Raw genomic sequence first — 24,114 nt, forward strand, 5'->3', positions numbered from 1 at the left:
GAAGGAGAGGGACAAAGGATGTCAATGCGTTTTACATTTTGGATTATGGTTGGGATTGTAGCAATTTCTGGTTTATCACAAGGAATGCTCTTACCTGCCATTGCAATGATTTTTGAACAAGAAGGGGTTAGTTCAAGTATTAACGGTATTCATGCGACGGCATTGTACATCGGGATATTAGTTATTTCGCCGTTTCTTGAAAAACCGATGCAAAGGTTTGGAATGAAGCCAATTATTGTTATAGGTGGGTTTCTCGTTATTATTTCATTATTCTTTTTTACACAAACATTTTCGTTTTGGGTATGGTTTATCCTTAGATTTCTAGTTGGAGTCGGAGATCATATGCTTCATGTCGGAACACAAACGTGGATCACGACAACATCAGACCCAAGTAAAATAGGGAGACAAGTATCGATATACGGTGTATTCTTCGGAATTGGTTTTGCTGTTGGTCCGTATTTAGCAAGCACTGTGCAGTACGGTCTTGCGACACCATTTATTATATCTACTATACTTTGTTTAATAGGTTGGCTTTTACTACTTCTAACAAAAAATGCATTCCCAGCGCAAGATGAAAGAGAAGTGAAGAGTGAATCATCATTTTCTCGTTATAAACAAGTTGTTGGATTAGGGTGGATTGCGTTACTAGGACCACTTGCATACGGTGTACTTGAGGCGATGTTAAATAGTAACTTACCAGTATACGCACTTCGTAAAGGGTGGTCTGTTTCAGATGTATCCTTCTTATTACCAGCATTTGCAGTTGGGGGTATTATTACACAGATTCCGCTCGGTATATTGAGTGATAAATACGGAAGGGATCGTATATTAACGTGGACGTTTAGCATAAGTACGGGCATTTTTCTACTTGCCGCCGTATTTGATCAATATTACTGGATCGTCTTTGCCTGCATGCTTTTAGCGGGTATGGTTATTGGATCGTGTTTCTCTTTAGGGCTTGGATTTATGACTGATTTATTACCGAGACATTTACTACCGGCAGGTAATATATTATCCGGAATCGCTTTTAGTTTAGGAAGTATTATAGGGCCTGTATTAGGCGGCGTATTTATAGAGAAAATACAGTATACAAGCTTTTTTATTGCGGTTATGATTATAATGGGAATTCTAGCAATGTTATATATGGTCTACATGAAGAATCAATTCGCATCAAGAAAAATAGAAAGTAGGTTAGGGCATGACAAAACAACCTAATAAAAAGAAATTTGAAGTACTAGAAAATGAAACAATTACAGACTGCTTAACACGTATGGAGCAAGAAGGCTACGCTCCGTCTCGTCGTATGGAAGAGCCGATCTTTCATGAAGTAAAGAAAGACGGCAAAACAGTAGTTGAGCCGTGCGGTAGGAAGATTGTTTTTGAAGGGAAATTGAAGTAATCCAATAACAAATTCTCTTTATCGTATAGAGCCATCCAATAGCTGGGTGGCTTGTTTTTTTATTAATCAATGAAGGAAGGAATTAATTAAAATGAATCTCCCTTTCATTTCTCCTAATTGGCTTCTTTATATGGGTCAAAAGATTGCTACTTTTTTTGTATATTGGTAAAATAAGTTCTTGGGTCTTACTTATTGTTATCGGTATAATGTTTGTCGCTTAACGTAAAGAAATTAGTTACAATGATTCCATAATATTTAAAGGGGGTACAGCAACGATCCCCTCTTTTTGGAGCCACTCACAAACGTAAAGCAAGAGAAGAGGCTATATGAACTATTCTTCTATCTTGTTTAGATTAAACGAGTTACTGCAATTGGAACAGGTATATGAAACTAGTCGACATCCTGATGGATCATGTTTCTCTAGCAATCTATCAATTCTGATGGAATTGATAGATTGCTAGAGAATGGAAAATGATTATCTGTATATTCCGAAGCAGATGTAACAGAGTGTCCTTCCATAATTAAGGGTAAAACCAAAATACGTTGTTTTAAAGAATGATTTGTTAGAACTGGTTATAAGTAATAAAACAGAAAAGAGGATCACATGTTAGATACTTTACAGAGAAGTAAAAAGTTTTTTTTATTATGTCTTATTTTTTTAGTGCTTTTAACTGCTTGTGGTAATACAGATGTTAAGACATCTAAAGCTTCATTACCACCGGCTGAATCTAATATAGATACATCATTAAAAGCACCAAATTGGGTAGAGAAGAGTCCTATCCAACAGTCTCCTAATTTTACGGAAGATAAAAAAGTAAAATCGGTTGTGAATTTACTAGCAACGGGTGATAATTTATATCATGACGCAGTAATTAAAGATGGCAAACAAAAAGACGGTTCATATGATTATAACTATATTTATGAAAATATCAAAAAAGCTGTTAAATCAAGTGATCTTGCTATCGTGAACCAGGAGACTCCAATTGCAGGAAATAATCTAAAAGTACAGGGATATCCGACTTTCAATACACCTGAAGAAGTAGGCCAATCTTTAGTGGACACTGGATTCAATATAGTGACTCAAGCGACAAATCATGCTATGGATATGGGTATTAAAGGTGTTGCGAATACAAGAGAATACTGGAAGAAATATCCGGATGTTATCCCAGTAGGCATTAATGAGAGTCAAAACGAGCGTAATGAAATAAAAACGATTACAAAAAATGGTATTCGCTTTGCGTTACTAAATTATACATATGGTACGAATGGAATTAAAATTCCGGCTGATAAGTCTTGGGCTTTAAATTTAATTGATAAAAAAGCGATACAAAATGATGTGGAAAAGGCAAAGAGTAGCTCTGATATGGTGATTGTTATGGTGCATTGGGGAGTAGAATATACATCTACACCTTCAAAGCAACAAAAAGAAGTTGCTCAATATTTAACAGATTTAGGTGTAGATGTAGTAATTGGAAATCATCCACATGTAATTCAACCAATTGAGTGGAAACAAAATAAAGATGGACATGAAACGCTAATCTATTATTCTCTTGGAAATCTTATTTCTGCGCAAGAAAAATTAGAAACATTGGTTGGAGGATTATCTTATGTACAATTTGTTGAGTATGAAGATAAAACTTTTGGTATACGACAAGCGGCAATCGTACCGACAGTAACCGACTACGCTGATGGTAAGAAACAATTTAAAATTCAATTTTTAAAAGATTATTCGGATGAAGAGTCTAAAAAACATGGAATTAAAAAATTTGTCGGCCCCGTTTCTTTGAAGGATTTCAAGGAGATTCCTAGAGACGTGTTGGGAAATTGGTATAAAGACTAATAAACAAAAAGGGAATGAGATACAATTAAAAAATTTATAATTTTAGCATTGGTATTGGCAATGGGATGGAGTCTTGCTGCTTGTAGTGGAAAGCAAACATCTCAGGAAACTACTAATAATAACGATAAAAATAAAAAAGAGATACATGCGAATAAAAAAGATGTTTTACCTATCTCTGATCCTAATGATTGGAGAATTATTCTTGTAAATAGAGAGCATATGTTATCAAAGGAACTAGGAATTGAATTAACAAGTATTACCCAAAATGCTAAGCCGAATATGAAAATAGATAGTAGAATTGCAACTTCCTATCAGGATATGGTAGCAGCTGCAAAAAAAGAGGGAATCAATCTTTATTTAAGATCAGGTTATCGAGCTATAAAATTACAACAAACGTATTATGATGCTTCAGTTAAAAGCTATAAATCTCAAGGTTTGTCGGACAAAGAAGCTAGTGCTAAAGCATTGGAATATCTTCAGTATCCTGGTGCAAGTGAACATCATACTGGATTAGCGTTAGACATTATTTCAGTTGAATGGCAGAATACTGTAGAAGATTTAAATGCAAAATTTGAAACTACCGATGCATTCAAATGGTTAGATAAGAATGCTGCAGAGTATGGATTTACTCTCCGCTATCCAAAAGATAAAGAGAATATTACTGGCATTAAGTATGAGCCATGGCACTATCGTTATGTAGGAAAAGAAGTTGCTGTTTATCTAAAAGAAAAAGGGTTAACTTTAGAAGAATATAACGAAAAAATTAAGTCTGGTAAGTAAAAATACACTTTGATTCTATTAAAAAGTCAGATTTGGAGGGTGTGTTAATCTTCCTCCTAGAATTGCGAAAACAGTGTATGATAATGTAAGCACGTATGAACCAGTTATCGTGTGAAACGATGTATGTATAAAAAAGTTACATTTATAAAAGAAGCAATGAAAAAGGATCTGATATTCATATCAGATCCTTTTTCATTCACAACATAGAATACTTACTTAACTAAGCCTTAAAGACTGCCTGCTTTTCAGGTACTACAATAGTAACCTCGCTTTTTTATTTTGGATGTTCGTTTTTCTTAGCTTGATAGACATGTGGAAGTAGTTCAAACAATGCGATTAGCATTTTTTTGTTTGCATGATTTGTGCACCGGATATTCACTATTGATTTCAGTTCAGTAATAACGAATTCTACAATAGATGACAGAACGTATATTTGGTATAATGGAAATATACTACTTAAAATAATGTACATGAGTTATAAAATCTATGTAAAGAGGTAAGGACTACATAACAATAACTAAATGTAAAAGTTCTAGTACATATAGGGTTCAGTTCATGTTAAGCAAATTCGTTATGAGAAAGGAAAAGATGTAATGAATCAAATTTCATTTGAAGATTTATTTGAAGACGAAAAAGAAGATAAAAAAGAAAAGGTAGAGGTAGCCGAAATACCTGCACCTTTATCAGCATTGCAAAAAGATATATTGGAATTAATGGATTCTGAAGAAATAAGTGCACTGGAGTTATGCGAACAATTAATACGATCTGGTAAAATATCAGATGAAAGATTTACAACGAATAAGCCAAAAGCATATGGACAAGTATGCTTAGCATTGGAAGGTTTTGTTACAGAAGGAAAGCTTACTTTTGTTAAAAACGATGAGAAAAGAGATAGGGTGTATAAAGTGAAAGAAGAAATTTCTAACATATAAGTTGTAAAGAGGGAAATGAATTATTTTTAGGGAGGTAGTTCATTTTCTACTTCTACATTAAAAAAGGTGCCAATCTTTCTTGATTGACACCTTTTTTAATAATCTAACATCTAACGTATTTACGTTTGAAACCAACTCTTCCTCTATCGACTTCTTTCTGAATACTTTCGGAAGCATTTAACAAACTGCTTTTTTTATTATCACGTTTTACTTCAACTATACCAACTTCTTTTGCAGTCTCGATTGCTTTTTCGTGTAGTGGCACATATGAAATTGCTACAGTATTTATAAAATTATTCATAGCAGATTTTGTTCGTTCTGGCGCAGCATGAATTGTATTTTTTACAATTTCAAGCATATCGGAAATTTTGCTTTCGACAAATTCATTGTCTTTGCGATTTCCTAAAAGCCAGCAGTAGCAACTCCAGCCCGCTGACATTCGTAGCTCATCCCCACTTGCAATCCATTTATCCGCAACGTCTTGGGCGATAGTTGACTCCGATAAAGTTACTGCTACCACATAATCAGATAGCATATAAAAATATGCCCCGTCCATCCAGCGATCAAAATCAGACTCATTCATAGCTTTTGGATCTGCAATAATGCCTGCAAAGTACATAGCATCGTAGTTACCTGTAGCATAAAGTTCCTCAGCTAACTCTTGATTTACTTTTATTTTCTTAGCGATTGGTTTCATAGCACCTGTAGCTACGCCAAAAACTGGCTTGTGTGCACCGTTAGAGATGTATGTTTTTTTCGTTCTTTCCTTACCAAGGGCTTCAAGCTCTTGCATGACTGTTTTAAAATCCATAGCTGTGCACTTCCTTCCTTAATATAAGTAATCATCTAGCTTATATATTTTCAATTCTAATACTAATCGTATGTGAGTAGGATGTCTACTTTCTATAATATTCCCGTATTAATTTTGAAAGCCTAGCTATTCATACTTATGAGGATACTATATTAATGTAAAGGGAGGGACAATACGGATGTAAATAATATTTTATCTTTGGCTCTTTCTCTGTATTATCATGTTATTTTATAATAAGGAAATAAATAGCATTTTAAATTAAGTATGTGAGGTTAGTTATAAATGATAAAGAAATTTACTAGAGTAGTATTAACTATGGTTATGCCAATCAGTCTTATTACAGGTTGTGGAGCTGCTGAAAAAACTGAAGCACAAAAGCCGAAAGGGGTACAAAAGGAGAAAAAGGACTATACGGATTACTCATATGGTAGCAAAGGTATACTAGTAAGCGGAAAAGCGAAAGAACGGCAACAATACGAGATTGGATATATAGATGATAACAAGTTAATTGGGATTGATGAAAATATTGAAGACTGCATTATTTTAGATAATAAAGATGAAGTAGGTCTCATTTGGAAACAAATAGAGCGTGGATCTATTATTGAAGTGCAATACGGTAAGGATCGCAATGATATTGTAGGCGTGCAATTCGTAGGAGATCGTGAGCCATACGAAATTAGTGATAAGTTTGATCGAAATACGATAAACGAAATTGTCGGACAAGTTAAAGGTAATTTGTAATAGTATATAATGTGAAAGAAATAGCATTTACTATAGCTATTAAAGTGTGGATCGTTGAAAATGCTTTTGACGGTATTGGTAATTAGTTGTAAAATAATTTTTGTTGACGGATTTTGTAAAAAGTATGTTAGATGAAATTCATTTGTAGGGATGACATATAAATATTTTCTTAATGGGCATAAAATAATATAATTTAAATATATAAATAAAAAGAAAATATATTAGAAGTACATAGTAGATTCGTATTTTTAAAATTAATATGACAACAAAAGGAGGTTGAGATATATACACGGCGAAAATGTGTGTATATCTATTTATAATAATGAATAAGACAATCAAACAACAAGTAATCGCACTATCAACAAGTCTAGTGATTTTAGGGAGTGTACCTTTATCAGCATCAGCAGAAGAGATAAACAAATCTCAAACTGATCAACTAAATATTGCTGAAGGAGAACATGGAACGAGCGGATTAAATTATTCTAATTTCAAGTTGGAAGTTCCTGATCATGTACAAGTTAACGAAGCAGAAGTATCTGAAAATGAAAAAATGCTTTTAGAAGAATATAAGCATAAACATGATGAAACAGAAGAATTAAACAAAATGAAAGATGCAAAGAAGGGGCAAGTAGCAGAAAAGGAAGCTATTTCAAATATTGAAAAGGCATTTGAATCTGTAGATGGTCGAAATGATGGATCTGATCGTCAAATGAAACCTGTTGCAAAGCCAAGAGGTATTCAATATAGTGCACCGAGTACGAAGAAATATGGAACACTTGCAGGAGTTCCATTTGTAGAGTGGATTGTTCCAGCAGGAAACTCTGATATTCGTCCTGCAAATCCGATGAAAGCACGTTACATTACAATCCATGAGACGGCAAATACGGCCGCTGGTGCTAATGCTGAAAATCATGCGAAATATTTGTATAAACAAGCAACAGAGGGGACGTTCCGAACAGCTTCATGGCATTTTACAGTAGACGATAAACAAATCTATCAGCACTTACCAACAAATGAAAACGGTTGGCATGCAGGAGATGGAGATGGATCAGGAAACAGGGAGTCTATCGGTATCGAGATTGCGGTTAACCAAGACGGTGATTACAATAAAGCTTTAGAAAACGCAAAACGACTTGCAGGTTATTTAATGAACAAAGAAGGAATTGGTGCAGATCATATTTACAAGCATCAACAATGGAGCGGGAAAAAATGTCCTGACATTTTAATTTCACGTGGTAATTGGGCTGGTTTCGTACAAGGAATTCAATGGTATGCAAATATAAATGCGCAGATTGATACGCCTTTACAAGATAAAAATGAATCATTTGATCCAAATGAAAATAATCCAGCTGAACCTAGCATGGAACTAGTGGTAAATGGTAGTGGCATCAATGTACGTAGTGATGCGGGTATTGAACATCGTGTTGTACGTAAAGCTTCAAACGGAGATCGTTACAAAGTATTAGCGGTTAAAAATGGTTGGTATAAAGTAGGTAATGGAGAATGGATTTTCTATGACCCAAGTTGGATTAAAATTAACTACAATGTACCTAAGGAAGAAGTACAAAAGCCTAAGGAAGAAGTACAAAAACCTAAGGAAGAAGTACAAAAACCAAAAGATGATATTACAGGTGGCTGGTTTGAAGGGCATATTCGTAAATTAAACAGTCTAGGTATTATGCAAGGCGAAGGCAATGGTGTATTTGCGCCATATCGAAATGTAACGAGAGCCGAGTTTGCGAAATTAATCTCGAATGCTCTTAAACTACCAGAGGGAAATAAATCATTTGTAGATATTAATGAGGCACATCCATCACTTCATGACGGTATTAAACGTTGTGCAAGTGCAGGAATTATTAATGGTCGTGGTGAAGGGATTTTTGATCCTAACTCACCAATTACTCGTGAAGAAGTATCTATTATGATTGACAAAGCATTACGATACAAAGGAATTACAGGTGAGTTAGTAGCATTACCATTTACAGATAAGCATTTAATAACATACAAAGAATCGGTTCAACGATTATACAGTCTAAAGGTAGTTAATGGTATTGGAAATAATGAGTTTGATCCTCGAGGCACAGCAACTCGTGGACAGGCAGCTGCCTTTATTGTGAAGATGTTAGATTCAATGCAAAAATAAAATAAAACTTTAATCAGTGGGGCCACTCGCGTTGCAATCGAGCAGTTTATTCACCGAATTTTGAAATGAGAGTTTTACTGCCTGCAAATAGCAGAATAAATTGTATGTAGAAGCTGACATTGGTAGAAGTAAAAAATAAGAAGAATTTGAAAGGAGCTATCCAAAATAATAATTTGGAATAGCTCCTATTTAGTAGGAAGAACAAATTGTATTTCATAGATTGTAATGTAGAATGCCCTTCCAAGCCCCTCATAAGCCCCTACCAAGTAATAAATCACTCAGAAAAAACAAAAACAAACACAAAAACAACTACAAGAACAAAACAAGCACGAAAAAATGAAACCGGCGTTGTAGTAGTAAAAAAAATTGTAATTCGAATGCCAAAACCATTCCCGCATTCCTATTTTTATAATGAAGGATTAAAATCTTCTTATTTACTAGCAAAGAGTGGAGGGAAACATATGGCGGTATACCGTAATGTGCAGGTGAACTTTTGGCAAGATGAATTCATATTAGATTTAACGCCAGAGGAGCGTTATTTTTACATATATTTGTTAACTGGTACGAAAACGAAGCAATGTGGTATTTACATATTACCGAAGCGTGTGGCAGAGCTTTCATTTAGCGGAGCGCCGATTGGTTATGAAGATGAAGAAGATGTATGTGTATTTGACATTCAATTTTATAAAGCAGGTACGGTAAATCGTGGTTCATATGAATACGATGAAATTGATGATGAAAGACGCATTGTACCAAAAGAAGTAGATAAACGCTTCTTTAGTGAAATGTTATATGATGTGCAAGTAGCGACAGGTGCAAATCTTGGGCATAATGAAAGTTGGCGTAGCAAACGATAAGAAAGACCCCCTTCATTGGTAGGAAAATGAAGGGGGTTTTTTAATGTTTTTAAAAGGTTCATTCTCAAAAAGAAGCGAATAGTGTGAGAAAGGGGTGGTTATATGGAGGTAGTTATAAAGAAGAAACGAAAAAGGGGAAGAAGAATTTTTATTTGGGCTAGTAGTATCGTTCTCTTGTTAGTTATTTCCGCTGCGATTTTTTTGAACATATATACGCTGAAATCTATGCCAAAGATAGATGGAACGATAAAGCTAGAGGATTTACAACAGGCTGTTACGGTGAAGCGTGATAGTAAAGGTGTACCGCATATTAAATCGGAAAATGCACATGATTTATATTTTTCACAAGGATATGTGCAAGCGCAAGATCGTTTGTTTCAAATGGATTTAAGTAGAAGACAAGCGTCTGGTATGTTAAGTGAAGTTGTTGGGGAAGCAGCTGTTGACCGAGATAAATTGTTTCGAACACTCGGTTTACGGCGAGCGGCCGAAGCTTCAGTTAGTCAATATAATGGAGAAGCGAAAGATGCCCTGCAGTCATTTGCTGATGGGGTGAACGCTTTTATACGTGAGGCGAAAAAGGAAAAGAAATTACCAGTTGAGTTTACTATATTAGGTTATGAACCTGCTGAGTGGTCAATTGTTGATACTTTAACGATTGGGAAGTATATGGCGTTTGACTTAGGAGGACATTGGCACGGACAGGCATTTCGATATTGGGCGCTGAAAAATCTTCCGAAAGAGCAAGCGAATGAGCTATTTCCTGCATATCCGAAAGATGCTCCTAGATTGCTAGCTGAACTGAAAAATACAAATGTGGACGTAGCACAAAGTTTTTCAAAAACGATAATTCCGCCGGAGTTTAACGGTAGTAATAACTGGGTTGTGAGCGGTGAGAAGAGTGCGTCAGGTAAGCCAATTTTAGCAGATGATCCTCATTTATCTCTTGCGACGCCTTCTATTTGGTATCAAACGAGACTTGAAATGAAAGGTTTAAATGTGAGTGGCGTTATTTTCGCTGGAGTACCAGGTGTTATATTAGGCCACAATGACAAAATAGCGTGGGGCGTTACGAATACGGGGCCTGATGTGCAAGATTTATATATTGAGAAGAGAAATCCTAATAATGAAAATGAATTTCTGTATAACGATAAATGGGAGAAAGCTACGGTAGTTGATGAATCGATTAAAGTAAAAGGCGGGAAGACAATTCCTTATAACGTTACGATTACGAGGCATGGGCCAGTAATTTCAGAGTTTGCGGATAAGGGGAAGGAAACAGTATTCTCTTTAAAGTGGACTGCTTTAGAACCGTCAGCTGAGCTAAAAGCTGTATTAAATATGAACAAAGCAAAAGACTGGACGGAGTTTGAAACCGCTCTTCAAGATTTCCATACACCAACCCAAAACTTTGTGTTTGCATCAAACGATGGCACGATTGCTTATAAAGCGAATGGAAATATACCAGTGCGTAAAAAAGGCGATGGTAGCTTGCCTGTTCCAGGATGGACAGATGAATATGAATGGGAAGGATATATTCCATTTGATCAGCTGCCGAAAGTTATAAATCCGAAAGAAGGTTTTATTTCAACTGCGAATAATAAAATTGTTGATGATGATTATCCGTACCATATTAGCAATACGTGGGCACAGCCATATAGGCAAATGCGTATTCAAGAATTTTTGCAAGAGAAGGAAAAGTATACGGTGAAAGATTTAGAAGAGTTACAGATGGATCAAAAGAATTTATACGGGAAAGAGTTTACTCCTATATTTTTAAAAGAGTTAAATAAAGCATCTTTAAATGAGGTAGAGAAAGAAGGTGTAAACCAATTAACAAAGTGGAATTTTTACGATAGTAAAGATGAAGCGGCACCATTAATATTCCATTTATTAATGAAAGAGATTTCAAATACGTTATTTTCAAAAGAAATACCGAAAGATGTAATGGAGTTATTTAAAGGGAAGTCACAAGTTGTGGATGAATTAATCCGGAAACAAGTAGCAGGAGAAAATAGTGCATGGTTTTCTAAGTACGGAGGTTTCACAAAAGTTGTGCATACATCGTACGAGAATGTAATGAAGAAATTGCAGAAGGAATATGGACCCGATGTTGGGGCCTGGAAGTGGGGCGATTATCATCAACTCGCTTTTACACATCCAATTTCGAAATCATCTAGTATGTTAGCGTTACTCGCTTTTAATCGTGAGAAACCAGTTCCAATTGGCGGAAGTCAAGTTACCGTTCAAGCAGCGAGTTACGGCGATAACGGCATTGTAAATCACGGGGCTTCTTGGCGATTTGTTATTGATACGAAAGATATGTCAAACGGTTATCATATCGTAGGGCCAGGACAATCGGGACATTTTAGAAGCGATTGGTATCATGATCAAATAGATGATTGGGTAAGTGGAACGTATCATACGACTACATTGAATACGGAGGGAATAGAGGGGAAGGTGCTAAATTTAGAACCGAAGTGATAGGGTGTTTTTGTTTGTGGAGGGACTAGTAATAATCTTTTTGATAATGAAAGCTTATCATTTAGAACATAACCCAGTGCTTAAATAATTTTAACAGCCAGCCTACTATCATTTAATTTGATAGTAGGCTGTTTCCATCTTCGAAATACGCTGTAGCAACTTCTTCAGGATTACGATTATTTCCACATGCTGCAAGTGCTGTAACAAATAAAGCCATTACAACTATTAACATGATTATTTCAGTTTTGAGGGGAATTAGTTAACAAAGACCAGGTATTATTTGCAACAGAACGGTCCCTCTGTACCCCTTGTTTCGTCATTTTTCTAGGACATCCAACTTGACAAATGTTTTTTTATCAAACTACAATGAAAATCATTATCAATAATATAGGAAGGATACTTTTGTCAATAAATGAAAAACAATATATTTATAGGTTAATAACCAGATCTTGTTAAGTCGTATGTACTATTTTTAGTTTAGCGTTGCCCAGAATGTACACCAATTAATCTCGCGAATTACAAGAAAACTATTATTGAAATGAGGCGTGCATTGTGAAGTTGGACGTGAATGAGTTAGCAGAGTATCTTGCCAATAATCCTTTCCGAGTAGAAGGAGTATATCGTTATGCTAAAAATCCAGGTGTGCCTTGTGCTGAGTCTACAGATTCTTTCCCAGGATTTGTATTTCCACTTACAGGGAAGACGCAATTTCAATTTAATGGTACGCCGTATATCCTTTCCCCAGGAAAAGTTATACATGGGGGTGCAAAAATGACATTAGCCCATAAAATGCTTGGTGAAATAAACTGGGAATATATTCTTGTTTTATATCAGATAAGCAATTCAGAACGAGAAGACTCTTGCTTTACTCATCAGCATTTTGAATTATTAACAGGACAATCTCCTCGTCTTGTCGAATTACTTATGCGTCTTTGGGATGTGTATAATCAGCGTGGAGGCATTTCGATGCTTCAGACCGAAATGCTGTTTCGCGAAGCGTTGAATGAAGCTTTATTAAGTGTTGTCAATAGAGAAAACAACTATGAGTCGCATACTTTATTCGAACGAATATCTAGTTACGTTCGTAAATACTATTATAAAGATATTACAATACATGCGCTTACAGAACAAAATAATGTTAATCGAAATCGTCTTTCTTACGTGTTTAGAAAGCATGCAGGTATGGGGCCAGCAGAATATGTATTGAACTATCGTATAAAGATGGCTCAAAAAATGTTATGTACAAGTGATGTGCCTGTACAACAAATTGCGCAGGCTGTTGGAATCGCAGACCCTTTTTATTTTAGTAGAGTTTTCAAGAAGCGAGTTGGCATTTCGCCTACTAAATATCGCGAGAAGTTCATCAATAATCCATACTAATGTCAACAGGGGTCCATTCTTATTTGAAAATCACTGTTCTATACTTATGGAGAGTTAAAGGAAACATTGGATTGAAAGAACTTTTATTGAAATCACTCCTTTGTACTATCTGAATGAAAAGTTCTGGCCGGAGCATTTTCTTTTTAAGCGTAATGACGACTTTTTTACTTAGATTATTGTAATATAGTGGAAGTTAAAAATGAGGAGGGATTATTATCCATTACCAACCTATTAAACTAAATGACGAGTTATCTAAAATTAACGATTATTGGTATCCACGAGTGATTGGTGAAATGAATGATGATCAAATTCAGCTTTTTAAAGCTAATGGAGATTTTATATGGCATGAGCATCCTAATACGGATAAGCTATTTATTGTGCTTGAAGGGGAGATGTTCATCGATTTCCGTGATGGACAGGTGAAAATTTCTAAGGGCGAGATGTTTATTGTCCCGAGAGGCGTTGAGCATAAACCTTTCACTGAAAAGGAATCCCACATCATGTTGGTAGAGCCTAAAAGGGAAATGGATTGATAATCGTAAAAAGATAAAAAAGGAGCGGAAACCCGTTCCTTTTTTATTTATCTTACTATTTTTAGGAGCTTAGTATGAGTAAGATGTGAATAAAGGATGAATAGCATTTTTATCAATAAAAATTTATTGGATTTTTTGTGGAATATATATGAAACGTTGTATAAAATAATCAAGAAAGCCAAAAATTATAGGGGGAAAGTTGTGAAGAAAAATAAGAGTTTAATAAGTTTTTTAGGAGTGTTTATTATGTTGTTTTCTTTTTGTTTTCAAGGAAATGTACAGGCAGATGTAAATACTGTTCAATCTGGAAAAATCAAATCAGGAAACGTAACAGTATGGGAAGTTGGAAATGTAGCGAAAGTAGTAGCGGATGTGGAGCGCTTAAATTTAAATACAGTAAATGTACCGATTCAAGTGGATATCCCGAATGTGACTTCTACGAATATGGTAATTAATCAAGCGCAAAAGCAACAAGCTATTATTTTAATTCAAGAATTATTAAAGCGTAATATTCAAGTTATAGTGGAACCGTTCCCGTATATTCAGCAGGGGAATGTTGGAGAGACAGAATGGAACCCAAGTAACATTAATGATTTCTTCTGGAATTGGAAGACGGTTATTCTGCAAGATATTTTTAATTCCATTACAAGTAAATACAATGTGTATGGACTAAAGATTGCTTCTAATTTCGTGAATATGGAGTATGCAGAAGGATACTGGAGCGATACAATTGATTTTGTTCGTAATCAGTATAAAGGAAATGTTTTGTATCAAATGAACTGGTGGTTAACAGCAAGCTGGGACCCTTCTTATGAAGCGAAGTTTAAAGAGAAAATCAATCGCCCGTATTTAAAAAAGGTGGATATTGTTAGCATAGACAGTTGGTTTGAAGTTTCAGGAAAAAGAAATCCAACATATGAAGAAGTGAAGCAAAGTTTGTTTGCGACAACAGTATATAATCGTGGGCAAAATGTTGTTCAGCAATTGGAACAATTACATAATGCAACAGGAAAGCCAGTTTACTTCGGTGGATTTAATGTTCCAGCACGTGAACTTGGATTACAAAATCCATGGAATCCAGATGTTTCAAATGTGTTTTCGAAGGATGTGCAATTAAATGGATGGCGTGCTTACCGCGATGTATTAGAACCGAAACCATATTTTAAAGGTTTTTCAATTTGGTTTATTGGCTCTAATGATAGTACACATGCGTATCAAATACATAGTAAAGAAGCAGAGGCAGTTATTAACGGGTGGTACAGAAAATAAATTTTATAAAATAGGTAAGTTTTAAAGTTTACTACATATATTTCTAGTGAAAGGCCTTTCACCATCTTATCACCTAGGGGGCAATCATAATGAAATTTTTGTCTTACCTTACAGTAATTTTGGTGATTCTTGGCGGTTTGAATTGGTTATTTGTAGCGTTAGATTACAATGTAGTTGAGAAATGGTTTGGTTCTATGCCGGCGCTTGTGGACACTATTTATTGGCTCTTTGGTCTTTCTGCTATTTATCAAATCTTTGATCGGTTCTTTACGAACGACTAGCTATTATTCTTTCATTATTAGAGTGTTAAGTACGATTATGTACTTAACACTTTTTTATGTATAAATAAAAAGTCTGCACTTGCAAGCGATTCCATCGCGTCTTGCGCCGTAATAATAGAAAACAAATTGACCGTATATTATATTTTAGGTTATAATTCAGAAAGTTTAAAAAATAATCAAATGAGAAATAGGGAGGTTATGAGGGTAATGGAGAGAGTCTATAATTTTTCAGCAGGACCATCAATACTCCCTTTGCCAGTTTTAGAGAAAGTGCAAAAGGAGCTTTTAAATTATAACGGGACAGGCATGTCTATTATGGAAATGAGTCATCGATCTTCTTATTTTCAAAGTATTATAGAGGAAGCAAGTAACTTACTTCGTGAATTAATGAGCATCCCTGATGAGTATGAAGTTTTATTTTTACAAGGCGGTGCGTCATTACAATTCTCTATGATACCACTGAACTTAATGAATACGTATAAAAAAGCTGGATACGTATTAACTGGCTCATGGTCTAAAAAGGCACTACAAGAAGCCGAAAAAGTTGGGGAAGTACAAGTGATTGCTTCTTCCGAGCAAGAGAAGTTTACTACGATTCCTAAACTGGACGGTTTATTAAGTGATGAAAAACTAGATTATGTACATATTACAACGAATAATACAATTGAGGGGACAAAATATGTGGACATTCCACATGTAGAAAGAGTGCCGCTCGTTGCGGATATGTCCTCAAATATTTTATCAGAGCGATATGATGTTTCGAAGTTTGGTTTTATATATGCGGGGGCGCAAAAGAATTTAGGACCTGCGGGCTTAACGATTGCTATTATAAAAAGAGATTTAATTGGGGGAGCAGATCGCTCTTGTCCGACAATGTTAAATTATGAAACTTACAGTAAAAATAACTCCTTATATAATACACCGCCATCCTTTAGTATTTACGTAACAAAACTTGTACTAGAGTGGTTGAAAGAGCAAGGCGGAGTATCTGCGATTGAAGAACAAAATAGAATGAAATCTTCACTTCTTTATCATTTTTTAGATGAATCTAAATTGTTTACTTCACCAGTTGATCCTACGTATCGATCACTTATGAACATTCCATTTACAACACCGTCAGAAGAACTTAACAATGAGTTTTTACAAAAGGCGAAGGAACGCGGTTTCGTTACGCTAAAAGGACATCGCTCAGTCGGCGGTATGCGTGCAAGTATTTACAATGCGATGCCAGTGGAAGGTGTAAAACAATTAGTAGATTATATGAAGGAATTTGAGCTTGAGAATAGATAGGGAGATGGGGATATGTTTCGTGTTCAAACGTTAAATCAAATTGCAGAAAAAGGTTTACAAGTTTTTACTGAAGAACGTTATGAAGTAGGGGATAAAATCAATCACCCAGATGGGATTTTGCTTCGTAGCTACTCTTTACATCAAGAAGAGTTTTCAAAAGACTTAAAGGCGATTGCAAGAGCTGGCGCTGGTGTAAATAATATTCCTGTCGAGCGATGTACAGAAAAAGGAATTGTAGTATTTAACACGCCGGGGGCAAATGCAAACGCTGTAAAGGAACTCATTATTGCCAGTCTTATTATGTCTTCACGTAACATTATTAATGGTGTAAGTTGGACGAAAAACTTAGAGGGTGAAGAAGTACCACAGCTTGTTGAATCAGGAAAAAAACAATTTGTTGGATCAGAAATTGCAGGGAAACGTCTAGGTGTTATCGGACTTGGCGCAATTGGTGCTTTAGTTGCGAACGATGCGTTAGCATTAGGGATGGATGTTATCGGATATGATCCTTATATTTCAGTTGAAACAGCTTGGCGTCTTTCTACACATGTGCAAAGAGCATTTAGCCTTGATGAAATTTTTGCAACGTGTGATTATATTACACTGCATATTCCTCTTACGAATCAAACGAAGGGGATTATTGGGGAACACGCTGTAGAGAAGATGAAAAGAGGGATGCGTCTATTTAATTTCTCTAGAGGAGAACTTGTAGATGAAAAGGTTCTTCAAAAAGCATTAGAAGAAGATATTATTACACATTACGTAACGGACTTCCCGAATGAAAATGTAATAAAGATGAAAAATGTAACAGCGACGCCTCACCTTGGTGCATCTACGTCTGAATCAGAAGAAAATTGTGCAGTAATGGCAGCACGTCAATTACGTGAATATTTAGAGACAGGAAATATTCGTAATTCAGTAAATTATCCAAACGTAGAGCTACCGTATATCGGAAAGAAACGAATTACAATTATGCATCAAAACGTCCCGAATATGGTAGGGCAAATTACAGGATGCTTAGCGGAACATCATATTAATATTGCCGATATGATTAATCGTAGTAAACATTCTTGGGCATACACAATGATTGATATCGATAACGGAATTGATGATATAATAAAAGAGAATATTGTAGAAAATATAAGCAAAATTACAGGTGTTGTAGCCGTTCGAATGATTGTGTAAAGGAGAGAGGAATGTGGCAAAAATACGACCGTTTCGGGCCATTCGTCCAGTAGAGGAAAAAGCGGCACAAGTGGCAGCTTTACCGTATGACGTATTAAATAGTGAAGAGGCAAGGGAAGTTGTAAAAGGGAATCCATATTCTTTCTTGCATGTTGATAAAGCAGAAATTGATTTAGATCCTGAACTGTCACCGTATGATGATCGCGTGTATGAAAAAGCGGGAGACAATTTAAAGCAATTTATACGAGAAGAAGTGTTCATACAAGATGAAGAGCCAGCGCTATATATTTATGAACTGACGATGCAAGGAAGAACGCAGTCAGGCCTTGTCGTTTGTACATCTATTGATGAGTATGAAGATGATACAATTAAAAAACATGAAAGAACACGTCATGAAAAAGAGCTAGATCGTATTCGCCACGTAGATGTGTGTGACGCAAATACAGGTCCGATTTTTTTAACGTACCGTACAAAAGATGAAGTAAAGCATTTAATTAGAAGCTGGAAAGAAGAACATGCGCCAATTTATACATTTACAGCAGAAGACGGTGTTAAGCATGTTGTGTGGAAGATTGCAGAGGAAGATGTAATTACGACTTTAGTAAACGCATTTGAAGATATTCCTAATCTTTATATTGCGGATGGGCATCACCGCTCTGCATCAGCTGCAAAAGTAGGACTTATGCGAAGAGAACAATATCCGAATTACACAGGAGAAGAGGAATTTAATTTCTTCTTATCGGTTCTATTCCCTCATGATGAATTATCAATTTGGGACTATAACCGAGTTGTGAAAGATTTAAATGGCTTATCAGAGGAACAGTTTTTAAATCAAATTACGCAGTACTTTTATGTAGAAGGAGCAACTGTTTCTCCGTATAAACCAAATGAGCCCAAATCATTTGGTATGTATGTAAATGAGAAGTGGTATAAGCTTACTGTGAAAGAGGAAACATTTGATGCAAATGATCTTGTTAGAGGTTTAGATGTATCTATCCTGCAAGATCATTTATTAAGCCAAGTGCTTGAAATACATGATCCGCGATCTGATTCACGCATCGACTTTGTCGGAGGAATCCGTGGATTAAAAGAACTAGAACGTCTTGTAAATAGCGGTGAATATAAAGTGGCGTTTTCACTATATCCGACATCAATGGAAGCTTTATTAGCAATCGCAGATGCCGGTGAAGTCATGCCGCCAAAATCAACGTGGTTTGAACCGAAACTTCGCAGCGGGTTGTTTGTTCATTCTTTAAAATAAATAGACTTCTTTAGTTAGAAAAACCGAAATGATTTTTAGTTTCGGTTTTTCTTATTTTACAAGTGTTTTTGAGGAGGGGTATGGATGAAATTGCAAGTAGGCGAAAAAATCACCTTTGAACGAACTTTTACGAAAGAGGATGTTGCGTTATTTACAGAAGTATCAAAAGATGAAGGCGTTCATCATGTTACACCAGATGAGCAGGGAAGATTTGTTGTACAAGGGCTGTTAACATCAACATTGCCTACAAAAATTGGCGGTGATTATAACGTACTAGCTCGCAAAATGGATTTTGAATTTTTACGTCCTGTTTTTAGCGGCGATACGATTCGTTGTGACGTAACTATTGAACAATTTGAGCCTGATGAAAAAAATCGTACAAAAATTATTGCGACGTTTATATGTAGGAATCAACTTGAAAAGGAAGTTATGAAGGGGAGTTTTTCGGGGATTATTCTTTAATTAGTAAGAAAAGAAATGAATAGGTGGGGGCATGATGTCTCTAGGGCGTAGATTTTTAATTCCCCCATGAAGAAAATTTTATGCATTGCTGAATACTGATAATATACTCTGTTCATTTTTAACTTGAATAAACTCGTCAACAAAAAGGACATTCCTAGTATTACAAGAAATGTCCTTTCCACTAAATTATAAGGTATTTTGCTGAAATTCAAACTCTAAAATTAGTTTACTAGTTTGACCTGTAAACTGATAATTATAGGATCCTCTCAGGTTTTCTAAGTTACCGGTAGCTTTAATAATTGTTCCTGGGGAATCTAAATTTCCTTTATCAAATATTCCTTGCTCTAGAGCTGTAAATGTCCCTTGTTGCTCCTTATAAATCCCTTCAAAGTGTAAAAATCCAGAAATTTTAGCAGTAGCTAAGTGACCATCATTTATATTTGAGTCTAAATAATATAATAAGTATTCAACAAAAGCCTTTCCTTTTAATTCCCCATCAATATCATATTCGACATGAGCAATATTAATAGGGAAATCTTTTTTATTATCATCGATTGGTTTTTCATCCCACTTACTTACTGTAAATGTTACTTCCATACACGTAATCTCCCTCCAATTATATACTTTTAAAAAGTACCAATTCACAGACATATCTCATAGGAGTGTTTTTATTCATTCCACGCCACTTTCCAAAATAGAGAAAGATCCATTTTCACAATTAATTTCTGCCATTGCACCGTAAGGTAAAATAAACTTCGGTTCAGTATGGCCAAAATTTAAATTATAAAGAATCGGCAAATCTTCTAAGTTATGTTCCTTCATAACCTGCAATATTTCCTGTTTATATTCTTCATAGTATTGTTCATCTTTCGGTTTACCAAAAATGATTCCTTTTGCTTTTTGAAGAATACCTTGCGCTGCATAATTTCGTAACCAATACTTTATATAACTTGGTTCTGGATGATCTTCAGAAGTTTCAAAGAAGAGAATACTATTCTCCCAATGTTTTTTCTCAGGCCAAAGTTCCGTTCCTTTTGCAAATTCCAATACTTCAATACAACCACCAATTAAGCGCCCCTGTACAGTGGTAGAGCCTTGAAGTACCTCATATCCATTGTTTTGCTGCATCGTACGTCTTGTATCCTTATTTATTTCAATCCATTCTAAATGCTCACTTGTCCATTCATGAGCTGGTTGAATCTCTCCAATCGTTTCATTTGAAAAGAGGGTACGATTTACCAGTTCAATTGTGTATGGATCCATTTCTACATTTTCGGCAAAATCGGTCAGAATTGCTGGACCGTATAAAGAGGAAAGCCCTGCTTTATGGCAAAATAAATGTGAAATAGTAACGTCAGAGTACCCCATAAAAATTTTCGGGTTTTCGCGTATCACATTAAAATCTATATAGGGAAGTAACCGGATGCTATCTTCACCGCCAATATTCGCGATAATTGCTTTCACGCGTGTATCTTTAAATGCTGTCATTATATCTTCCGCACGATCCTCTGGATTGTTATAAAGGTATTCGCTACCTTTTAAGCTATTTGGCATTGGGATAACCGTAAGACTAAAAACTTCTTCTAATCTTTTTACTCCTTGTTCATATCGCCATCTTATTTCAGAATCACCTGCACCGCCCCATGAAGGACTTACTGTCGCTACGATATCTCCTGGCTGTAATCTCTTTGGCTTTATTAACATATGAATCCCGCTCCTATATAATTTAATGAACTACGGTTATACAAACCGTAGAGTTGAAGAACATTGTACATGACATTAGTTTCTCCGCCTTCAATAAGTTCACCTGCTGTAATTTGAGAATTTAGTATTAGTGCTGAATATAGGAATAATCTACAAATATTTTTTGCTAAAATTTATATTTGAAAATCACAGTATGCATCATTGCATGAGGAAAACGGTTGTTATTTTTATAACCTGTAACTATAATGATTACAGGTTGGTCGATACCAATCAAAAAAATAAAATCATCATGAATGGAGATGTTACATATGGGTATGAAAAAAATAATTTTAGCAGGTGCTTTAGGGATCGCAGCATTATCAGGAACAAATGTACCAGGATTAGAACTAACAAAAGCGAGTGCAGCTTCTATTGAATCGAATTTCTCAACGTTAGAAGGACGAGTAGTAGAAGTAGATAACGGTGTGATTGTTGTAAAATCTAAGCAATATGAGGAACCTGTTAGTGTGTATATTGATTCACTTTCAAACGTGAAAGTAGGAGATGAAGTAAAAGCTACTGGATCTATGATGCGTAATTTTACAGAATATATGGTTGCAACTGCAGTTGAAAATACAACAAACAAGTTAGGTATGCACATGAAAGAAGATGGCTCACCTAATTATGTAATTGGAGAAGTATCAAAAGTAGGAACGATGGAAGATGAGGGAGACGGTGCTACTAAATATGTTGTAGTTGAGTATCCATCGCTAAATGGGAAGAAAGATATTATTGATGTTTTCTTAACAAAGGGACAAGTATTTAATGTGGGTGAGAAAGTGAAAATTGATATGAAGTATGTGGGCTGGGGGGGTATTTCTATTAATTGGAACACAGTTGATCATATTGAAAAAGTTCATGAAGCAAAGACGAACGCTGAAAATAATGATGATGTATGGATTTGGTCTTAATAAGGCGAGTATAAGTCGTTATTTGCAATTTTCTCCAAACAATACATGTAAAAACTAAATGTATCATGCAGTACCCATCAAATTATTATGTGTATAACAATTTGATGGGTACTTTTTGTTTTGTGTTTTTTGAGAATAACGGATTTCCAATAAGAATATGATGTTAACACTAGAGCGAAGGTGAAAAAATACAAGATTGAAAGAGGTGTTTAAGGGTGGAACAAGATGAGGTTTATTTACGAGCTAAAAAAAGGGTAGAGAATTTAAAAGCTTTTTACATTCATTTAACGGTTTATATACTAGTGAACTTAATGCTTTTTATTATAAATATAAGTTCTGATTCAAGTAAATTATGGTTTTTATATCCACTTGCAGGCTGGGGGATAGGTATCGTTATACACGGTTTGACAACTTTTCCAGTTGGGATATTTGGGAAAGAGTGGGAAGAACGAAAGATTAAAGAATATATGGAGAAAGATAAGTGAATTTATTTCTGAAACGTATGAATATAAAATCCCATATGAATTTCTATGATCACACGCTTGATGCGAAGTCTATTCTATAGCTTCGCTTATTTGCTTTGTATTTGAAGTTTGTGCGAGTGAGAGTGTTTATATTCATTTTTTAGGCTGAATTGCATGTGAAATCAAAACTTTAGTTGTAGTACATAATAAATACAGTTATTTTACTTTCTTAATTACAAGTGGATATAGGATAAAGTTGACTTATCATCCTATATTAAAATAAAAATAAACCACTGTTCGATTTGAATATTCCACGATATAATGGTGAGAGTTTATGACAGAATAAATATTTACATAAGAAGTGAGGTACTGTATGAAAAAAAGAACGACAGACATTATTTTTATTATTATCGGTGCATTTCTTTTTGCGTTAGGTGTCAATTTATTTGTTATCCCGAACGAGTTTGGTGAGGGTGGAGTAACAGGTATCACGATTATTACGTACTATTTATTTGAATGGTCACCGGGTTTAGTTAACTTAATTTTAAATGCGATTTTGTTAATAGCCGGTTATAAATTTTTAAATAAGATTACAACAATTTATACAATCATTGCTGTAGTTACAAACTCACTATTTCTTCATTTGACAGAAGGTTGGACGATCGCTTCGGATGAAATGCTCGTAAATGCCATTTTCGGAGGAATATTTATTGGATGCGGGATTGGTCTAATCATTCGTGTTGGCGGAACAACTGCAGGTACTACCATCTTAGCAAGGATGACACATAAATATTTAGGATGGAGCATTAGCTACGGTCTACTGTTCTTCGATTTAATCGTTGCGTTTTCATCGTATTTCATCATTGGTGCAGAAAAACTGATGATAACAATTATTATGTTATATGTAGCAACGAAAGTGATGGAGTTTGTAATTGAAGGTTTAAATCCGAAGAAAGCCATTACGATTATTTCTGATAATCCCAATGAAATTGCCGGGAAGGTAACTACCTTAATGGGCAGAGGGGTTACTGTGTACTCAGGTCATGGCTATTACACGAAAACTCCGAAGGAAATTCTTTATGTTGTTATTAATAAGCAAGAAGTAGTGAAGCTAAAGCGGATTGTTCAAACTACGGATCCGGCGGCGTTCATCGCTATACACGATGTTCGTGATGTGTTCGGAGAAGGATTTGTTGATATTTCGAAGGCTTAAAAATTGTTTTTGATTAAAATAATCTTAATACTAAAACGTGAGAATCTATTTTGAATAATCTTTTTTCAAAATAGATTCTTTTTCTTTTTCTTGCAAAAAATCTAATTGTTTCTTAATGTAGTGATGTAGAAGGAT

General features: G+C 35.2%; 22 protein-coding genes and 1 pseudogene. 20 read left to right on the forward strand and 3 right to left on the reverse strand.

Annotation, left to right across the window (positions count from 1 at the left end):
- Positions 1 to 18 precede the first annotated feature (18 nt).
- From CQ064_RS19440 to CQ064_RS19460, 5 genes are all read left to right on the forward strand, one after another.
- Positions 19 to 1,215, forward strand: a complete 1,197-nt coding sequence (locus tag CQ064_RS19440; RefSeq protein WP_000062795.1) for an MFS transporter — start codon at positions 19 to 21, stop codon at positions 1,213 to 1,215.
- A complete protein-coding gene (locus tag CQ064_RS19445) occupies positions 1,199 to 1,399 on the forward strand; it encodes an NETI motif-containing protein (protein ID WP_000166307.1) in 201 nt (66 codons plus the stop codon). Before CQ064_RS19440 ends, CQ064_RS19445 begins: the two co-directional genes overlap by 17 nt.
- 604 nt (positions 1,400 to 2,003) lie before the next feature.
- Positions 2,004 to 3,239, forward strand: a complete 1,236-nt coding sequence (locus tag CQ064_RS19450) for a CapA family protein (protein WP_000887596.1) — start codon at positions 2,004 to 2,006, stop codon at positions 3,237 to 3,239.
- 48 nt (positions 3,240 to 3,287) lie between these two features.
- Positions 3,288 to 4,019, forward strand: a complete 732-nt coding sequence (locus CQ064_RS19455; protein WP_000241993.1) for a M15 family metallopeptidase — start codon at positions 3,288 to 3,290, stop codon at positions 4,017 to 4,019.
- Between the two features lie 593 nt (positions 4,020 to 4,612).
- Positions 4,613 to 4,951 carry a DUF3895 domain-containing protein gene (locus CQ064_RS19460; RefSeq protein WP_001071898.1) on the forward strand — a complete coding sequence of 113 codons (339 nt, stop codon included), beginning with the start codon at positions 4,613 to 4,615 and terminating at the stop codon, positions 4,949 to 4,951.
- Between the two features lie 103 nt (positions 4,952 to 5,054).
- On the opposite strand, the gene CQ064_RS19465 is transcribed toward CQ064_RS19460, so the two are convergent.
- On the reverse strand, positions 5,055 to 5,762 hold the full coding sequence (locus CQ064_RS19465; RefSeq protein ID WP_000346348.1) for a DNA alkylation repair protein: 708 nt from the start codon (positions 5,760 to 5,762) through the stop codon (positions 5,055 to 5,057).
- A 282-nt stretch (positions 5,763 to 6,044) separates the two neighbouring features.
- On the opposite strand from CQ064_RS19465, the gene CQ064_RS19470 reads away from it, so the two are divergent.
- From CQ064_RS19470 to CQ064_RS19540, 12 genes and pseudogenes are all read left to right on the forward strand, one after another.
- Complete coding sequence (locus CQ064_RS19470; protein ID WP_000591650.1) at positions 6,045 to 6,503, forward strand: hypothetical protein; 459 nt, start codon at positions 6,045 to 6,047, stop codon at positions 6,501 to 6,503.
- 322 nt (positions 6,504 to 6,825) lie between these two features.
- Positions 6,826 to 8,646, forward strand: a complete 1,821-nt coding sequence (locus CQ064_RS19475; RefSeq protein WP_003271071.1) for an S-layer homology domain-containing protein — start codon at positions 6,826 to 6,828, stop codon at positions 8,644 to 8,646.
- Between the two features lie 611 nt (positions 8,647 to 9,257).
- A pseudogene (locus tag CQ064_RS34100) lies at positions 9,258 to 9,503 on the forward strand (MolR family transcriptional regulator); the annotation flags it as partial.
- Positions 9,504 to 9,605: 102 nt separating this feature from the next.
- On the forward strand, positions 9,606 to 11,987 hold the full coding sequence (locus tag CQ064_RS19490; protein WP_000454334.1) for a penicillin acylase family protein: 2,382 nt from the start codon (positions 9,606 to 9,608) through the stop codon (positions 11,985 to 11,987).
- 552 nt (positions 11,988 to 12,539) lie between these two features.
- Positions 12,540 to 13,367: a helix-turn-helix transcriptional regulator gene (locus CQ064_RS19500; protein ID WP_000762794.1), complete on the forward strand. Its 828-nt coding sequence runs from the start codon at positions 12,540 to 12,542 to the stop codon at positions 13,365 to 13,367.
- Between the two features lie 293 nt (positions 13,368 to 13,660).
- Positions 13,661 to 13,900 carry a cupin domain-containing protein gene (locus CQ064_RS19510; protein ID WP_000997182.1) on the forward strand — a complete coding sequence of 80 codons (240 nt, stop codon included), beginning with the start codon at positions 13,661 to 13,663 and terminating at the stop codon, positions 13,898 to 13,900.
- Between the two features lie 201 nt (positions 13,901 to 14,101).
- The gene (locus CQ064_RS19515) at positions 14,102 to 15,169 is read left to right on the forward strand and encodes a glycoside hydrolase family 113 (RefSeq protein ID WP_000739783.1); all 1,068 of its coding nucleotides are present in this window, start codon (positions 14,102 to 14,104) and stop codon (positions 15,167 to 15,169) included.
- A gap of 89 nt (positions 15,170 to 15,258) precedes the next feature.
- On the forward strand, positions 15,259 to 15,450 hold the full coding sequence (locus tag CQ064_RS19520) for a DUF378 domain-containing protein (RefSeq protein WP_000670801.1): 192 nt from the start codon (positions 15,259 to 15,261) through the stop codon (positions 15,448 to 15,450).
- A 207-nt stretch (positions 15,451 to 15,657) separates the two neighbouring features.
- The gene (gene serC, locus CQ064_RS19525; protein WP_000442923.1) at positions 15,658 to 16,740 is read left to right on the forward strand and encodes a 3-phosphoserine/phosphohydroxythreonine transaminase; all 1,083 of its coding nucleotides are present in this window, start codon (positions 15,658 to 15,660) and stop codon (positions 16,738 to 16,740) included.
- Between the two features lie 12 nt (positions 16,741 to 16,752).
- On the forward strand, positions 16,753 to 17,925 hold the full coding sequence (locus tag CQ064_RS19530; protein ID WP_000490222.1) for a 3-phosphoglycerate dehydrogenase family protein: 1,173 nt from the start codon (positions 16,753 to 16,755) through the stop codon (positions 17,923 to 17,925).
- Positions 17,926 to 17,938: 13 nt separating this feature from the next.
- Positions 17,939 to 19,186, forward strand: a complete 1,248-nt coding sequence (locus CQ064_RS19535) for a DUF1015 domain-containing protein (protein ID WP_001063080.1) — start codon at positions 17,939 to 17,941, stop codon at positions 19,184 to 19,186.
- 84 nt (positions 19,187 to 19,270) lie between these two features.
- Positions 19,271 to 19,648, forward strand: a complete 378-nt coding sequence (locus CQ064_RS19540) for a MaoC family dehydratase (protein WP_000776360.1) — start codon at positions 19,271 to 19,273, stop codon at positions 19,646 to 19,648.
- Between the two features lie 186 nt (positions 19,649 to 19,834).
- On the opposite strand, the gene CQ064_RS19545 is transcribed toward CQ064_RS19540, so the two are convergent.
- Both CQ064_RS19545 and CQ064_RS19550 read right to left on the reverse strand, forming a co-directional pair.
- On the reverse strand, positions 19,835 to 20,245 hold the full coding sequence (locus tag CQ064_RS19545; RefSeq protein ID WP_000454086.1) for a DUF3224 domain-containing protein: 411 nt from the start codon (positions 20,243 to 20,245) through the stop codon (positions 19,835 to 19,837).
- A 75-nt stretch (positions 20,246 to 20,320) separates the two neighbouring features.
- Positions 20,321 to 21,352, reverse strand: coding sequence for a S66 family peptidase (locus CQ064_RS19550; RefSeq protein WP_000905880.1), 1,032 nt, complete (start codon positions 21,350 to 21,352; stop codon positions 20,321 to 20,323).
- Between the two features lie 308 nt (positions 21,353 to 21,660).
- Here CQ064_RS19550 and CQ064_RS19555 point away from each other — a divergent pair, with 308 nt between their 5' ends.
- The 3 genes from CQ064_RS19555 (at position 21,661) to CQ064_RS19565 (ending at position 23,979) form a co-directional block, all read left to right on the forward strand.
- Positions 21,661 to 22,302, forward strand: coding sequence for a F0F1 ATP synthase subunit alpha (locus CQ064_RS19555; RefSeq protein WP_000525484.1), 642 nt, complete (start codon positions 21,661 to 21,663; stop codon positions 22,300 to 22,302).
- 215 nt (positions 22,303 to 22,517) lie between these two features.
- Entirely contained in the window at positions 22,518 to 22,787 is a 270-nt protein-coding gene (locus CQ064_RS19560; RefSeq protein WP_000434263.1) for a 2TM domain-containing protein, read from the forward strand.
- A 352-nt stretch (positions 22,788 to 23,139) separates the two neighbouring features.
- Positions 23,140 to 23,979: a YitT family protein gene (locus CQ064_RS19565; RefSeq protein WP_000747488.1), complete on the forward strand. Its 840-nt coding sequence runs from the start codon at positions 23,140 to 23,142 to the stop codon at positions 23,977 to 23,979.
- Positions 23,980 to 24,114: the final 135 nt, after the last annotated feature.

The sequence above is a fragment of the Bacillus sp. MYb78 genome (assembly GCF_002975115.1).
Taxonomy (GTDB): Bacteria; Bacillota; Bacilli; order Bacillales; family Bacillaceae_G; genus Bacillus_A; species Bacillus_A cereus.